Annotated in this window: 14 protein-coding genes; 10 read left to right on the forward strand and 4 right to left on the reverse strand. The window is 69.3% G+C overall.

From position 1 onward, the window contains the following. The first annotated feature begins 16 nt into the window (after positions 1 to 16). Genes recG through AC1DYP_RS07775 form a run of 3 tightly spaced genes read left to right on the forward strand, consistent with a single transcriptional unit; the run spans position 17 to position 3,445 of the window. A complete protein-coding gene (gene recG / locus AC1DYP_RS07765; RefSeq protein ID WP_477045848.1) occupies positions 17 to 2,092 on the forward strand; it encodes an ATP-dependent DNA helicase RecG in 2,076 nt (691 codons plus the stop codon). A 19-nt stretch (positions 2,093 to 2,111) separates the two neighbouring features. Further along, positions 2,112 to 3,089, forward strand: a complete 978-nt coding sequence (locus tag AC1DYP_RS07770; protein WP_477045849.1) for a phosphotransferase family protein — start codon at positions 2,112 to 2,114, stop codon at positions 3,087 to 3,089. Next, complete coding sequence (locus AC1DYP_RS07775; RefSeq protein ID WP_477045850.1) at positions 3,086 to 3,445, forward strand: DUF6285 domain-containing protein; 360 nt, start codon at positions 3,086 to 3,088, stop codon at positions 3,443 to 3,445. Before AC1DYP_RS07770 ends, AC1DYP_RS07775 begins: the two co-directional genes overlap by 4 nt. Here AC1DYP_RS07775 and AC1DYP_RS07780 read toward each other — a convergent pair. From AC1DYP_RS07780 to rfaD, 4 genes are all read right to left on the reverse strand, one after another. Then, the gene (locus tag AC1DYP_RS07780; RefSeq protein ID WP_477045851.1) at positions 3,415 to 4,560 is read right to left on the reverse strand and encodes a DUF3089 domain-containing protein; all 1,146 of its coding nucleotides are present in this window, start codon (positions 4,558 to 4,560) and stop codon (positions 3,415 to 3,417) included. The two genes, AC1DYP_RS07775 and AC1DYP_RS07780, sit on opposite strands and share 31 nt — an antisense overlap. Before the next feature lie 51 nt (positions 4,561 to 4,611). Beyond that, positions 4,612 to 5,814: an acetyl-CoA acetyltransferase gene (locus AC1DYP_RS07785; RefSeq protein WP_477045852.1), complete on the reverse strand. Its 1,203-nt coding sequence runs from the start codon at positions 5,812 to 5,814 to the stop codon at positions 4,612 to 4,614. A gap of 10 nt (positions 5,815 to 5,824) precedes the next feature. Continuing rightward, entirely contained in the window at positions 5,825 to 7,312 is a 1,488-nt protein-coding gene (locus AC1DYP_RS07790) for a hydroxymethylglutaryl-CoA synthase family protein (RefSeq protein WP_477045853.1), read from the reverse strand. Between the two features lie 86 nt (positions 7,313 to 7,398). Further along, on the reverse strand, positions 7,399 to 8,400 hold the full coding sequence (gene rfaD, locus AC1DYP_RS07795; protein ID WP_477045854.1) for an ADP-glyceromanno-heptose 6-epimerase: 1,002 nt from the start codon (positions 8,398 to 8,400) through the stop codon (positions 7,399 to 7,401). 136 nt (positions 8,401 to 8,536) lie between these two features. Between rfaD and AC1DYP_RS07800 the strand changes: the two genes are divergently transcribed. The 7 genes from AC1DYP_RS07800 (at position 8,537) to AC1DYP_RS07830 (ending at position 14,606) form a co-directional block, all read left to right on the forward strand. Beyond that, on the forward strand, positions 8,537 to 9,973 hold the full coding sequence (locus AC1DYP_RS07800; protein ID WP_477045855.1) for a cryptochrome/photolyase family protein: 1,437 nt from the start codon (positions 8,537 to 8,539) through the stop codon (positions 9,971 to 9,973). Between the two features lie 90 nt (positions 9,974 to 10,063). After that, a complete protein-coding gene (locus AC1DYP_RS07805) occupies positions 10,064 to 11,299 on the forward strand; it encodes a class I SAM-dependent methyltransferase (protein ID WP_477034836.1) in 1,236 nt (411 codons plus the stop codon). Between the two features lie 46 nt (positions 11,300 to 11,345). After that, positions 11,346 to 11,666: a hypothetical protein gene (locus AC1DYP_RS07810; RefSeq protein ID WP_477034835.1), complete on the forward strand. Its 321-nt coding sequence runs from the start codon at positions 11,346 to 11,348 to the stop codon at positions 11,664 to 11,666. A gap of 116 nt (positions 11,667 to 11,782) precedes the next feature. Beyond that, a complete protein-coding gene (locus tag AC1DYP_RS07815) occupies positions 11,783 to 12,781 on the forward strand; it encodes a cysteine synthase A (protein WP_477045856.1) in 999 nt (332 codons plus the stop codon). 102 nt (positions 12,782 to 12,883) lie between these two features. After that, positions 12,884 to 13,456 carry an N-acetylmuramoyl-L-alanine amidase gene (locus AC1DYP_RS07820; RefSeq protein ID WP_477045857.1) on the forward strand — a complete coding sequence of 191 codons (573 nt, stop codon included), beginning with the start codon at positions 12,884 to 12,886 and terminating at the stop codon, positions 13,454 to 13,456. A 78-nt stretch (positions 13,457 to 13,534) separates the two neighbouring features. Beyond that, on the forward strand, positions 13,535 to 14,401 hold the full coding sequence (gene sseA / locus AC1DYP_RS07825) for a 3-mercaptopyruvate sulfurtransferase (protein ID WP_477045858.1): 867 nt from the start codon (positions 13,535 to 13,537) through the stop codon (positions 14,399 to 14,401). A 28-nt stretch (positions 14,402 to 14,429) separates the two neighbouring features. Beyond that, complete coding sequence (locus AC1DYP_RS07830; RefSeq protein ID WP_477045859.1) at positions 14,430 to 14,606, forward strand: DUF1843 domain-containing protein; 177 nt, start codon at positions 14,430 to 14,432, stop codon at positions 14,604 to 14,606. Positions 14,607 to 14,756: the final 150 nt, after the last annotated feature.

Here is a 14,756-nt window from a genome sequence, read left to right on the forward strand (position 1 = left end):
CTATGGTGGCGCCAGCATGCGCCCCGAGATTCTCTTTCCGCTGTTCACGCCGGTCTCCACGCTGAAAGGTGTGGGGCCGCGCGTCGCGCCGCTGGTCGAGCGCCTGGCGGGGCCGATCGTCCGCGACGTGCTGTTCACGCCGCCCACCAGCCTGATCCGCCGCACGGCCACCACCTCGGACCGCGCGGTCGACGGCCAGGTCCAGACGTTCCTGGTGACCATCGACGCCCACCTGCCGCCGCAGCGCTCGGGCCAGCCCTGGCGGATCCGCGCCTGGGACGAGCACGGCTTCGTCACCCTGACCTGGTTCAAGGGCCACGGGCCGCATCTGGAGCGCCAGCATCCGGTCGGCGCCAGGCGGGCCGTCAGCGGCAAGGTCGAGCGCTACGGCAGCGAAATCCAGGTCGCTCACCCCGACTACCTGATCGACGCCGACAAGGCGGCCGACATCCCGCCGGTCGAGCCGGTCTATCCGGCCACGGCCGGCCTGCCCTCGCGCACCTTCCGCAAGTTCGCCCAGGAGGCCCTGGAGCGGGCCGCCAGCCTACCCGAATGGCAGGACCCAGCCTGGCTGACCCGCGAAGGCTTTCCGGCCTGGCGCGAGGCCCTGGCGCTGCTGCACAACCCGCAGACCGAGATCGACCTGTCGCCGATGTCGGTGGCCCGCCGCCGCCTGGCCTATGACGAGCTTCTGGCCCACCAGTTGGCCCTGGCCCAGCGCAAGGCCGGCAAGCGCTCGCACCCCGCCCCGCGCATCCACGCCGGCCCGTTGTCGGACGCCGTCGAGAAGGCCCTGCCCTTCAAGCTGACCGGCGCCCAGATCCGCGCCCTGTCCGAGGTGCGCGGCGACATGGCCAGCGGCGAGCGGATGGGCCGGCTGCTGCAGGGCGACGTCGGCTCGGGCAAGACGGTGGTGGCCATGCTGGCCATGGCCGACGCGGCCGCCAGCGGGCTGCAGTCGGCCCTGATGGCCCCGACCGAGATCCTGGCCCGCCAGCACTACGAGACCCTGGCCCCGCCGCTGGAGGCCCAAGGCCTGGCGGTGATCCTGCTGACCGGCCGCGACAAGGGCTCGGCCCGGGCCTCCAAGCTGGCCAAGCTGGCCGACGGCTCGGCCGCCGTGGCCGTGGGCACCCACGCCCTGTTCCAGGACGACGTGGCGTTCAAGGCGCTGGGCCTGACGATCATCGACGAACAGCACCGTTTCGGGGTCAACGAACGTAAGCGGCTGCAGGACAAGGGTGAGGGCGCACACCTGGTCGCCATGTCGGCCACGCCGATCCCGCGCACCCTGGAGCTGACCGTGTTCGGCGACCTGGACGTCTCGCGGATCGACGAGAAGCCGCCGGGCCGCACGCCGGTCGCCACCCGCGCCGCGCCGACGCCGCGCATCCCGGAGATCATCGAACGACTTAAGGCCGCCGCCCAGGCCGGGGCCCAGGCCTTCTGGATCTGTCCGCTGGTCTCGGAGTCCGAGAAGATCGACCTGCGGGACGCCGAGCAGCGCGCCGCCTCCCTGCGCCAGGCCATCGGCCCCAGCGTCGGCCTGGTCCACGGCCAGATGCCCGCCGCCGAGAAGGACGCGGTCATGCAGGCCTTCGTCGACGGCGAGGTCAGCGTGCTGGTCGCCACCACCGTGGTCGAGGTCGGGGTCAACGTGCCCAACGCCAGCATCATGGTCATCGAGCACGCCGACCGCTTCGGCCTGGCCCAGCTTCACCAGCTGCGCGGCCGTGTGGGTCGCGGGGCGCGCGAGAGCTCCTGCGTCCTGCTCTACGACCCGCCGCTGTCGGAGACCGCCCAGCAGCGGCTGGACATCCTGCGTCGCAGCGACGACGGTTTCGAGATCGCCGAGAAGGACCTGGAGCTGCGCGGCGGCGGCGATCCGCTGGGCCTCAAGCAGAGCGGCTTCCCGGCCTACAAGCTGGCCGATCCCGTCGCCCACCGCGACCTGATCGCCGTGGCCGCCGACGACGCCCGGCTGATCCTGGCCCGCGACCCGGATCTGACCAGCCCGCGCGGCCAGGTGGTGCGGATGCTGCAGGAGCTGTTCGACTGGAAGGCCGCTTCTCCCTTGAATGACGCTGGGTGAGGCGAAGGAGGCTGGCGACATGGATGTGCCCGCCGCCCTTTCCGCCCTGGCCCCGCGCCTGTCGCCCGGCGCGACGACGGCGGTGAACGCCCGCCGGCTGTCGGGCGGGGCCAGCCAGGAGACCTGGGCCTTCGACCTGGACGACGGGACGCCGCTGATCCTGCGCCGACGGCCGCCGAGCGGGTCGATGAGCGCCGCGGCCCTGCCGCTCTCGACCGAAGCCGCCCTGCAGGCCGCCGTCGCCCCGAGGGGCGCGCCCGTGCCGGAGGTGGTCCGGGTGTGCGAGCCCGCCGACGGCCTGGGCGAGGCCTATGTCATGCGCCGGCTGGAGGGCGAGACCCTGGGCAAGCGCATCGTCCGCGACGAGGCCTTCGCCGGCGTCCGCCCGGGCCTGGCGCGGCGGTGCGGCGAGGTGCTGGCGACGATCCACGCCACGCCGCTGAATGGTTTGCCGCCTTTGGCCGCCTCCGACGCGGCCAGCGAACTGGCGCGCTACGAAGAGGTCTATCGCCAGTCGGGCGCCCAGCGGCCGGTGTTCGAAGCGGCCTTCCGCTGGTTGGCCGACCGCGCCCCGCCGCTGGAGCGGCCGGTGCTGGTCCACGGCGATTTTCGCAACGGCAACCTGATGATCGACCCCGCGAAGGGGCTCGTCGGCGTGCTGGACTGGGAGCTGGCCCATCTGGGCGACCCGGCCGAGGACCTGGGCTGGATCTGCGTCAATTCCTGGCGGTTCGGCGAGTGGCGCCGGCCCGTCGGCGGGTTCGGCGACTACCAGGCCCTGCTGGACGGCCACGCGGCGGCCTGCAGGGCGCCGGTGTCGCTGGACCGGCTGCTGTTCTGGCAGGCCCTTGGCTCGCTGAAATGGGGCGTCATGTGCCTGATGATGTACCTGAGCTTCGCCAGCGGCGCGGACCGTTCCATCGAGCGGGCGATGATCGGCCGGCGGGCCAGCGAGACCGAGATCGACCTGGTGCTGCTGATGGAGCGCGCCGCATGATCACCCACCCGACCGCCGCCGAACTGAACGAGGCCCTGGCCGCCGTCGAAGCCGGGCCGCCAGGCGACGCCCGCGCCGCCTTCATCGCCCGGGTCGCCGACAACGCCCGCGCGACGCTGGAACGCGAAACGGCGCTGGGACCGGCGGCGGAAGCGGCGGCGCTCGAACGACTACGCGCCCTGCTCGACCTGGACGGCGACTTCGAGATGCTGAACGCCGAACTCTGCGTCCGGCTGGCGGACGGCCGCCTGGCCCCGTTGGATCCGGCGGTTCTGGCCCACTTGAAAGCCGCCGTGGTGGATCAGATCGCGATCGACCAGCCGACTTATTGGGGCTTGGCGGCGCTGTCGAGCTGAACGGCCCCGCGCGCCTTTAGCGCCGCCACCCGCGCCAGGGCGTCGGCCTCGATGTCGGCCCAGAACAGGTTGAAGCCGTCGACCTTGCGGCGGTCGGTCCACGAGCCGCTGTCGCGCAGCGAGGTCGATTTCGGGCGGCCGGTGTGCAGCAGGCCGTTCTCGCACTGGGCCCAGACCTGGCGCTTGAGCAGGGCCGGTCGCGAGCCCCACTCCAGGCCCGTGGCGTTGACCGCGCCGAGGTTCAGCTTGGCCAGGGCGCGGGTCTCGTCGCGAGCCCCCAGCAGCGGGTTGACGCAAAGCGGCGGACGGCCGTCCATCGTCACCAACTCGCCGCCCGCGTTCCAGACCAGCGACCGGCTGGTCAGCTCCTGCGCGCGCTGGAAATCGCCGTCCGTCAGCGACGCCCAGGCGACGACGCAGCTGGCCTCGTTGCGGCTTGCACAGGCCGGTACGGGCGCGCCGGGGCCGAACTCGTCGGCGGGCACCACCGTCTCGATCAGATAGACGCCGGCCAGGCGGCCGCGCAGCGCCGCGTTCGGCACGATCTCCTCGTCCAGCAGACGGTCGGCGAGAATGCCGCCCTGCTCCACCCCAACCAGGATGATCGGCCGGCCGCCGTTGTCGTGCTTGAGGTAGTGGCGGAAGGCGTCGCGGACGTCGTCATAGGCGAAGCGCCGGGCGTCGCGGGCGTCGTCGCGCAGCGTCAGGAAGGTGTAGAGGCTGGCCTGGCGATAGTGCGGGGCGAAGATCCGCCCGGCCCGCGCAAACGGCGCGGCGTAGTTGGGCAGCATCACCCGGGCGATGTCCCGCGCGGCCTTGGGCTGGTCGTAGGGCGCGTTCCAGTCGCGGCCGCCGTCATAGCTGGTGGGATGCACGAAGAAGACGTCGGCCGATCCCCGGCCCGCCGCGCCGTGCTGCGGCAGCAACGCCCAGGCGTTGGGATTGGCGTAGTTCGGAGCCGGCGGCGGCTCGTAGGTCTGGAACGGCACCTTGGGGTCCAGCGTCGTGCGCAGGATGTCGTAGCGCCAGTAGAACGCCGCCGTCAGGACCAGCGCCAGGAACAGCACCGCTCCGGCGAAGATCCAGCGCTTGAAACCCTTGAACCGGTCGGCCATGGGCCTTGGTTACACGAACCCGCCGCGCTGCGCGAGACGGCGCGCAAAGCCTTATGCGCCTTCCTGTCCGATGATCGCCACCGAGCAGACGTTGCTGGCCGGCGCGCCGCCCAGATTGTGGGTCATGCCGAACACCGGGTCCTTCAGCTGACGCTCGCCGGCCCGACCCTGGAGCTGCAGATACATCTCGTAGAGCATGCGCAGGCCCGACGCCCCGATCGGGTGGCCGAAGCACTTCAGGCCCCCGTCGATCTGGCACGGCAGGCCGCCATCGGCGTCGTAGAAGCCGTCCAGCACGTCGCGCCAGCCCTGCCCCTCGGGCGAGATGAACAGGTCCTCCATGGTCACCAGCTCGGTGATCGAGAAGCAGTCGTGCACCTCCATCATCGAGATCTGTTCGCGCGGCCGCTCGATGCCGGCCTCGCGATAGGCCTTGCCGGCCGCGATCCGGGCGGTGTGGAAGTGGCTGCCGTCCCAGCCGTTGTACTGGCTCTCATAGCCGTTGGAGACCGACAGCTGCAGGGCCTTGACCATGGTCAGGTTCTTCTTGCCCAGGGCGCGGGCGATCTCCGGCGTGGTGACGATGGCCGCCGCCGCGCCGTCCGACACGCCGCAGCAATCGAACAGGCCCAGGGGCTCGGCGATCATCGGGGCGTTCAGCACCTGCTCCTCGGTGACGGCCTTGCGCAGGTGGGCCTTCGGGTTTTTTACGCCGTTTGCGTGGCTCTTGACCGAGACGTGGGCGATGGCCCGCTTGAGGTCCTCGCGCGAGACGCCGTGCTTGGCGCGGTAGGCGCTGGCCAGCTGGGCGAAGTTGCCGGGCGCCGAGCCGTTGGGGATGATCTGCGGCATCAGGGTGCCGGGATTGCCGACCGGCAGGCCGCCGTAGCCGGTGTCCTTCAGCTTCTCGACGCCCACGGCGATGGCGATGTCGGCCGCCCCCGCCGCCACGGCGTAGACCGCGCCCCGGAAGGCCTCCGAGCCCGAGGCGCAGAAGTTCTCCACCCGGGTGACGGCGATGTTGGGCAGGCGCAGGGCGATCGACAGCGGCGTGCCGCCCTTGCCCGTGCCCAGCTCGTCGACATGGGTCGAGAACCAGGCCGCGTCCAACTGGCTGGGCTCGATGCCGGCGTCGGCCATGGCCTCGACATAGGCCTCGACCATCAGATCGTCGGGCCCAGCGTCCCAGCGCTCGCCGAACTTGCTGCAGCCCATCCCCAGGATGGCGACCTTGTCGCGGATGCCCTTGGCCATGGTCGCGCTCCTATTCCGCCGCCAGGGCGGTGTTCTTGGCCATGGCCGCGCGGTCCGGCGCGGCCTTCCAGAAGTAGCGGGTGAAGCCGCGTTTCTCGTCGACGTCCTTGATCCGGAACACCATCCTGACCGGCAGGCCGCTGTCGACCTCGCCCTGCTCGACGTCGGTGATGTCCATCATGATCCGCCCGCCGCCCTCGAACACGATCATGCCGTAGTGGTTGGGCGGGCTCATCGAGAAGGTCAGGTAGTCGGCAGAGTAGCTGAGGACCGAGGCCTTGCGCTCGGCGAAGCGGTACGGCTCCTGGGTGTCGACTCCGGGATTGTTGGGCGCGACCGAGATGCGGGTGCGGGGGAACTGGACCACGCCGGTCTCGCGGCAGCGGCCGCCGACCAGGCCCAGGATCATGTCCTGGTTGCGGTAGAGGGTGGTCAGGGCCGTCTTGTTGTCCTTCTCGGCCCGCATGCCCTTGTCCCATTCGACCAGGCCGTTGAAGGTGAGGAACTTCAGATAGTTGTCCTCGACTTTTCGGTCGGCCAGGCAACCGGTCACGCCGCGCTCCGGGCGGGCTTTTTCGATGTCGTCGCCAACCCGGAACACCAAGGCCTCGGCGCCCTGGCCGAACTGGGCGACCAGGACCACGTCGCCGGGCCTGGCCTGCTCCAAGGCGTGGGCCAGCATCAGCGGGCCGTGGGCGCAGCCGGCCTCGCCCAGGGTCAGAGCCAGGCTGTCGCGCACCGCCTCGGGGGCGATCCCGATGGTCTTGGCCAAGCTGGCGGCCATGCCGGAGAAGGTGGACGGAAAGCAGAAATGCGTGACTTCTCCGGCGCTTAGACCGGAATTCTCCAAAGCCTGGCGGACGGCCGGCGGGACCAGCTTGACGATGCCCTCGTCGCGGATCCAACGCTCCTCCCAGCCGTAGTCGAAGTCGCTGTCGGCCCCGCGGAAATGGTCGACGAAGTCGTCGGTGACGCTGCCTCGGCCCAGGAGCTGCGCCGCCCCGCCATCGGCCGTGACCACGAAGGCCGCCGCGCCGTCGCCGTTGTCCAGCTCCTGGCTGGACGCCGCCCGGGCTCGCCGATGCTCGCCGGTCGTCACGAGGGCGCGCCTGGACGCCCCGCCCTGCACCGCCGCCAGGGCCTGGCCCAGGGCGGTCAGGCCGCAGCGCTGCGAGCCGGTGACGTCGGCCGAGGCGACGGCCTTCTCCAGGGTCAGGGCGGCGGCGACGATGCCCGCATTCTGGCGATCGACGAACGGCGCCGTGGTCGAGGCGAAATAGAGGGCGTCGACGGCGGAGCGGTCGTCGTCCGGCCCCAGGGCGTCGCGGGCCGCCTCGACAGCCATGGTCAGGGCGTCTTCGTCCCAGTTGGTCATCGACCGCTCGCCCTTGGCCTTGGCCCGCAGGTTCGGCGCGACCCAGGCGTTGGCCTCGGTCACCGCCTTGCGGCTGAGCCGAAGGCGCGGCGCATAGGCGCCCCAGGCGGCGATGCCGACCATGTTCCACTCCCGATCTGCGCCTGTCCCGGCGAGTTATCGGCGATCAGCTTACGCTCGCGGAAAGGGTCGGCAAGTGTGACCTGACGTCAGCGGTACGGGTCGTCCGTGTTCAGGAAGCCCGCCACGTAGTCCTCGACGCCGTCCTCCAGCGAGGTCATCGGCGCGTTGTAGCCGGCGGCGCGCAGGCGGCTCATGTCGGCCTGGGTGAAGTACTGGTACTTGCCGCGCAGCACCTCGGGCATGTCGAAATAGTCGATGTCGGGCTCGCGGCCGACCGCGCGGAAGGTGGCCTCGGCCAGGGCCTTGAACGAGCGGGCCTTGCCGGAACCCAGGTTGTAGACGCCGTTGACGTGCGGGCTCTTGGCCAGCCAGGCGACCACGTCGGCCACGTCGCGCACATAGACGAAGTCGCGCAGCTGGCCGCCGTCCTCGTAGTCGGGGTGATGCGACTTGAACAGGCGCACGCCCTCGCCCGCCGCCACCTTGGGCCAGATCTGGCAGACCACCGACTTCATGCCGTCCTTGTGGTCCTCGTTGGGGCCGTAGACGTTGAAGAACTTCAGCCCGACCCACTGGGTCGGGGCGTGGCCGCGGGCGGCTTCGCGCACGGCGTAGATGTCGAACAGCGCCTTGGACCAGCCGTAGGCGTTCAGCGGGCGCAGGGCCTTGAGGCTCTCCAGGTCGTCCTTGCCGTCGAAACCCTGCTGGCCGTCGCCGTAGGTGGCCGCCGACGAGGCGTAGATCAGCCGGCGCTTGTGCAGGGCGCACCACCGCCACAGATCGCGCGAGAGCACGAAGTTGGACTCCACGATCAGGTCGGCGTCGGGCTCGGTGGTTGAGGAGATCGCCCCCATGTGGATGACCAGCTCGACCTCGTCGCCACGCTCGGCCAGCCACTCGAACAGATCTTCCGGCGGCACGAAGTCGGCGATCGGCGACTTGGCGAGGTTCTTCCACTTGTTCTCGGCGGCCTCGCCCAGCCAGTCGCAGACCACCACGTCGAGGCTGTCGTCCTCGCACAGCTTGGCCACGATGTTGGAGCCGATGAAGCCGGCGCCGCCGGTGACGAGGATGACGCGTCTGGACATGGGAATGGCTTATGCCACAGCGGCATAATGATGAAACCCTCTCCCCATGGGAGGGGGGGCGAGCTTTGCCGAACTCGCGTAGGAACTTCCGTATGGGACCGCCGTTTCAGGCAGCTTCGGATTTGGGCGGGTGCAAATGCAGATAAGCCAAGACGGCCCTGTCATCGTCTGGCTGCGCAACGACCTGCGCCTGGCCGACAATCCCGCCCTCGCCGCCGCGGCCGCTTCGAGGCGGCCGGTGATCCCGCTGTACATCCAGGACCAGACCCCCGGCGTGCGGCCGATGGGCGGGGCGTCGCTGTGGTGGCTGGACAAGTCCCTCGCCGCCCTCGCCGCTTCGTTGCAGGCGATCGGCTCGCGGCTGGTCCTGCGGCGCGGTCCGGCCCGCGAGGTGCTGGAGGACGTCGTCGCCCATGCTCAGCCCGCCGCCGTGGTCTGGAACCGGCTCTACGACGCCGCGTCGATCGACCGCGACAGCGCGATCAAGGCCTGGCTGAAGGGCGAAGGGATCGCTTGCGAGAGCTTCAACGCCGGCCTGCTGAACGAGCCCTGGACGGTCAAGAACGGTTCGGGCCAGCCCTACAAGGTCTTCACGCCCTACTGGCGCGCGGCCCGCGACCAGCTGCATCACGTCCACGCCGAGCCAGCGCCCAAAAGCCTGACCGCACCGGAGCACTGGCCGCGCACCGAGGCGCTGGAGAGCTGGAACCTGCATCCGAGCAAGCCCGACTGGTCCGGAGGCTTCGATCTGTGGACACCAGGAGAGACCGGCGCCCGCGAGCGGCTGGACGACTTCCTCTCCGGTCCGGTGGAGGACTACGACCGCCGGCGCGACCTACCGGGCGTCGAATCCACCTCGCGCCTGTCGCCGCACCTGCACTTCGGCGAGATCGGCCCCCGCCAGGTCTGGGTCGCCGCCCGCAACGCCGCCGAGGCCGGCGACGCGCCCGCCGGTCAGGTCGAGAAGTTCCTGTCCGAGATCGGCTGGCGGGAATTCAATCACTCGATTCTGTTCCACAATCCCGACCTGCCCAAGGCGAACTTCCGGCCCGAATTCGACGGTTTTCCGTGGATGCGCGACGACGCGGCCTTCGAGGCCTGGAGCCGGGGCCAGACCGGCTATCCGATCGTCGACGCCGGGATGCGCGAGCTATGGGCCACCGGCTTCATGCACAACCGCGTGCGGATGATCGTCGCCTCGTTCCTGGTCAAGCACCTGCTGGTCGACTGGCGGCAAGGCGAGGCCTGGTTCTGGGATACGCTGGTCGACGCCGATCTGGCCAACAATGTCGGCAACTGGCAGTGGGTGGCGGGCAGCGGGGCCGATGCGGCGCCCTATTTCCGGATCTTCAACCCGATCGCCCAGGGCCAGAAGTTCGATCCGACCGGCGTCTATGCCCGCCGTTGGGTCCCCGAGCTGGCGACCCTGCCCGACACCATGATCCACGAGCCCTGGAAAGCTTCAGCGCAACTAACCACCGCCGCCAAGCGTATCTACGGAGAACCGATCGTGGGGCATGCGGCGGCGCGCGAACGTGCGCTCGAGGCCTATCGCGGCCTCAGGGGAGAATAGATCTTCTACGCGCTTAGGTAGCAGCCCCATTTACAGTTCGGTTCCGAGAGTTCTTACTTTGGTTCTCAAGTTAGGGATGGGACCGCGTCGATGACCGATATCCTGCCTTCGACCTGGCCGGCCACGGCCCGCGATCCGGAACTGCGTCGCGCTCCGGCCGCCTTCCGCACCGCCCTCCGCGTCGCCGTGGAGAACTGGGCGGTGGGAAACCTGACCTTCGTCCTGCCATCCGGAAAGCCGCTGCGCATCGTCGGCAAGACGGCGGGTCCGGACGCGGTGATCCGAATCCACGACTACCGGTTCATCCGACGGGCCTTGGCCTCGGGCGACATCGGCTTCGCCGAGGGCTACATGGCCGGCGAATGGGACACCCCCGACCTGTCGGTGGTGCTGGAGGCCTTTTCACGCAACTTCGACCGGCTGACGGCCCTGGTGCGCGGCAATCCGCTGATGCAGGCGGTCAACAGCCTCTACCACATGCTTCACCGCAACGACCGGCAGGGCTCCAAGAAGAACATCCACGCCCACTACGACCTGGGCAACGCCTTCTATTCGCGCTGGCTCGATCCCAGCATGACCTATTCCTCGGCCCTGTACGAAGCCCCCAGCCAGCCGCTGGACCAGGCCCAACATGCCAAGTACGCGGCCCTGGCCCGGTCGATCGACCTCAAGCCCGGCCAGCACGTGCTGGAGATCGGCTGCGGCTGGGGCGGCTTCGCCGAGTTCGCGGCCAAGGAGGTCGGCGCCAAGGTGACCGGCGTCACCATCTCCCAGGCCCAGCACGACTTCGCCCGGCAGCGCCTGTTCGACCAGGGCCTGGCCGAGAAGGCCGAGATCCGGTTGATCGACTACCGCGACGTCCAGGGCAAGTTCGACAGCGTCGCCTCGATCGAGATGTTCGAGGCCGTGGGCGAGGAGTACTGGCCGACCTATTTCGGCAAGATCCGCGAGGTGCTGTCGCCCGGCGGCCGGGCCGGCCTGCAGATCATCACCATCCGCGACGAGTTGTTCGCCCGCTATCGCAGCCACACCGACTTCATCCAGCGCTACGTCTTCCCGGGCGGCATGCTGCCCAGCGAGGCTCGCCTGAAGCAGGAAACCGACGCCGCCGGCCTGGCCTGGACCGACGTCAACCGCTTCGGCCAGAACTACGCCGACACCCTGGCCGAATGGGCCGCACGGTTCGAGGCGGCCTGGGACGACATCAAGGGCCTGGGCTTCGACGAGCGGTTCCGCCGGCTGTGGCGGTTCTATCTCAGCTACTGCGAAGCCGGCTTCCGCACCGAACGCACCAACGTGATCCAGCTGGGGCTTTCCCGGGTTTAACCGCGCGGTGCCCTGGAAAACGGAAGCGGGCGTCCCGACCTTCGATGTGCGTAAGCTGCACGACTGCGTAACCGAGGTCGGCCCGATGAACCTCTACACCCTGGTCCTGGATTTCCACGGCGGCACCTACATCACCCAGTTCGAGGCCGACGCGCCGACCGACGCGGTCGCCGCCTGGTGCAAGGAGCTGGAGGACGAACAGCTGCTGGGCGAAGCGTCGTTCCCCGTGGCAGAGGGCATCATGGTCGACGCCATCGAGAACCATCTGGTCGAGGTGGAAGGCCTGCACGGCGCCTGGTGCGCAGCGGCCACCGTGAACGGCAACCTGGCGCTGCTGAACGTGATCATCACCCAGCGGATCGACTAGAGCCCGCCTTCGCAAACCCTGAAACCGCGGGCGACGCCTTCAGGAAAACTGGCCTTGCTTACGGGCCGCGCATCACGATCTACCATGCCGACCTCCCGACCGTCCGGACTGAAGAGATGACCGTGAAGACCAGCGTTCTGGACGCTATCGGCGACACGCCGCTGATCCGCCTCAACCGCGCCAGCGACGCCACCGGCTGCGAGATTCTCGGCAAGGCCGAGTTCATGAACCCCGGTCAGTCGGTTAAGGACCGCGCGGCCCTGGCCATCATCCGCGACGCCGAAGCCCGAGGCCTGCTGCGTCCCGGCGGCCGGATCGTCGAAGGCACGGCCGGCAACACCGGCATCGGCCTGGCCATGGTCGCCTCGGCCCTGGGCTACAAGACCACCATCGTCATCCCGCGCACCCAGAGCCAGGAGAAGAAGGACGCCATCCGCCTGCTCGGCGCCGAGCTGGTCGAGGTGGACGCCGTCCCCTACTCCAACCCCGACAACTATGTGCGCTATTCCGGCCGCCTGGCCGAGGAGCTGGCTAAGACGGAACCCAACGGCGCGATCTGGGCCAACCAGTTCGACAACATCGCCAACCGCCAGGCCCACTTCGAGACCACCGGGCCCGAGATCTTCGAGCAGACCAGCGGCAAGGTGGACGGCTTCATCTGCGCGGTGGGCTCCGGCGGCACCCTGGCCGGCGTCGCGGCAGCCCTGCGCGCCCGCAAACCCGACGTGAAGATCGGCCTGGCCGACCCCGGCGGCGCGTCGCTCTACAGCTGGTACGCCGAGGGCGAGCTGAAATCGGAAGGAACCTCGATCAGCGAGGGCATCGGCCAGGGTCGCGTGACCGCCAATCTCGAGAGCCTGACCGTCGACTACCCCTTCCGGGTCAGCGACGAGGAGATGCTGGAGCAGGTCTTCGACCTGGTGCAGCACGAGGGCCTCTGCCTGGGCGGCTCGACCGGGATCAACGTGGCCGGGGCGGTGCGCATGGCCAAGGCCATGGGTCCTGGCCATACCATCGTGACCATCCTGTGCGACCACGGCTCGCGCTACCAGAGCAAGCTGTTCAACCCCGCCTTCCTGGCCGAGAAGGGTCTGCCGACCCCGCCCTGGATGTAAGGCCAAGCTCGGAATACGGGCGTCGCCCGATTCACCGACCTAGAAGTTGCAGAATTCAACCACCCGGTGCAGGATCGACGGAAGTCGAACCGGGAGGGCCTGATGGCTTGGAAGGGTATTGTCGGCAAGAGCTTCACGCCCGAGGCTTTCGAAACCTATTGCGAAGCTCTGGCGTGGTCGGCGTGGCGGCCGAAGTTCATCGCGCTCCATAACACCGGCGTGCCCAATCTGGCTCAGAGGCCGGACGGCTTCACCCCGAAGCACATCGCCAATCTCGAGGCCTATTATCGCGACCAGCAAAAATGGAGCGCGGGGCCGCATCTGTTCGTCGACGACAAGCAGATCTGGGTCTTCACGCCGCTGACGGTGTCCGGCGTCCACTCGCCCAGCTGGAACACCATCGCCCTGGGCCTTGAGATGCTGGGCGACTACGAGAAGGATCCGTTCGACAGCGGTCGCGGCGCGCTGGTCCGCGACAACGCCGTAGCGGCCATGGCCACCCTGTCGGCCGTGCTGGGCCTGGATCCGACCACGATGCGCCTGCACCGCGAGGACCCGGCCACCACCCACGCCTGCCCGGGCAAGAACGTCAAGAAGCTCGAGGTCATACAGCGCGTGCAGGAAAAGATGGTCGAGGAGGCCAAGGAGCACTCCCTCCAAGAGGCGCATCCCTGACCGCTTGCCCCCCGCCGCCGATCGCGTGATCTTGCCCGCCTTCTCGAAGGGGCGAGTCAGACCCCGAAAGGCTTTCGCATGACCCCTGCCGATCCGCTCGTCTCCACCGCCTGGCTGGCCGACCACCTCCACGCGCCCGACGTCCGCATCGTCGACGGGTCGTGGCACATGCCGGCCGCCAAGCGCGATCCGAAGGCCGAATACGACCTGGCCCACATCCCGGGCGCGGTGTTCTTCGACATCGACGAGATCTCGGACGAGACCTCCGACCTGCCGCACATGCTGCCCTCGCCGATCAAGTTCGCCTCGCGGGTCAAGAAGCTGGGCCTGGGCGACGGCTCGCGGATCGTGGTCTACGACACCAGCGGCATCCTGCCCGCCGCTCGCGTCTGGTGGGCGTTCCGCGCCATGGGCCACGAGGACGTCGTCGTGCTGGACGGCGGCCTGCCCAAGTGGCTCGCCGAGGGCCGCCCGGTCGAGGACCTGGCCGTCACCCCGCAGGAACGCCACTTCACCCCGCGCTTCCAGGCCGACATCGTCCGCTCGATCGACCAGATGAAGCGCAACCTGGAGACCGGTCGCGAGCAGGTGATCGACGCCCGCGCCGCCGGCCGGTTCGAGGGCCGCGACCCCGAACCCCGCGCCGGCCTGCGCGGCGGCCACATCCCCGGCTCGCGCAACATCCCGCTGTCGGCCCTGCTCGCCCCCGACGGGACCATGCTGCCGGCCGACAAGCTGCCCGCCGTGTTCGAAGCCGCCGGAGTCGACATCGCCAAGCCGATCGCCACCACCTGCGGCTCGGGCATCACCGCCGCCGTGGTATCCCTGGCCCTGGCCCGGCTCGGCAAACCTCGGGCGGCCGTCTACGACGGCTCGTGGGCGGAATGGGGCGGCCGCGAGGACGTGCCGGTGGCGACGGGCGCGGCCGCGCCGATCCAGGCCTAGGCCGAGTCACGCGAGCAAAGGAAAAGCCATGAGCAGCCAGCACTCCTGGGACGATGCGATGAAAGCGATCGAGTCGAGCGACCTAGCCCGTCTCAAGGAGGCTCTGGCCGCTGCCGAACGGCATCTGGTGGAATACGGAGACGTACCCAGCTTGGTCCAGATGCTTAGGATCGAAATCTCCATGCTTGAAAAATATCGAGGCTGACGTTCCGGCCAGTTCCAGCGGCAGGTTCCACGGAGGCTTTGACGACGCTCGCGACACCCGCGCCATTGAACAGGCATTTGGGCGCCCCAGCCGACCTCCAGCGGTTCGCAGATTTCTCGCCTTGAACCGGCTCGCCCCCGCGCCGTAAAC

It is taken from the genome of Caulobacter sp. P1_D6 (assembly GCF_056406095.1).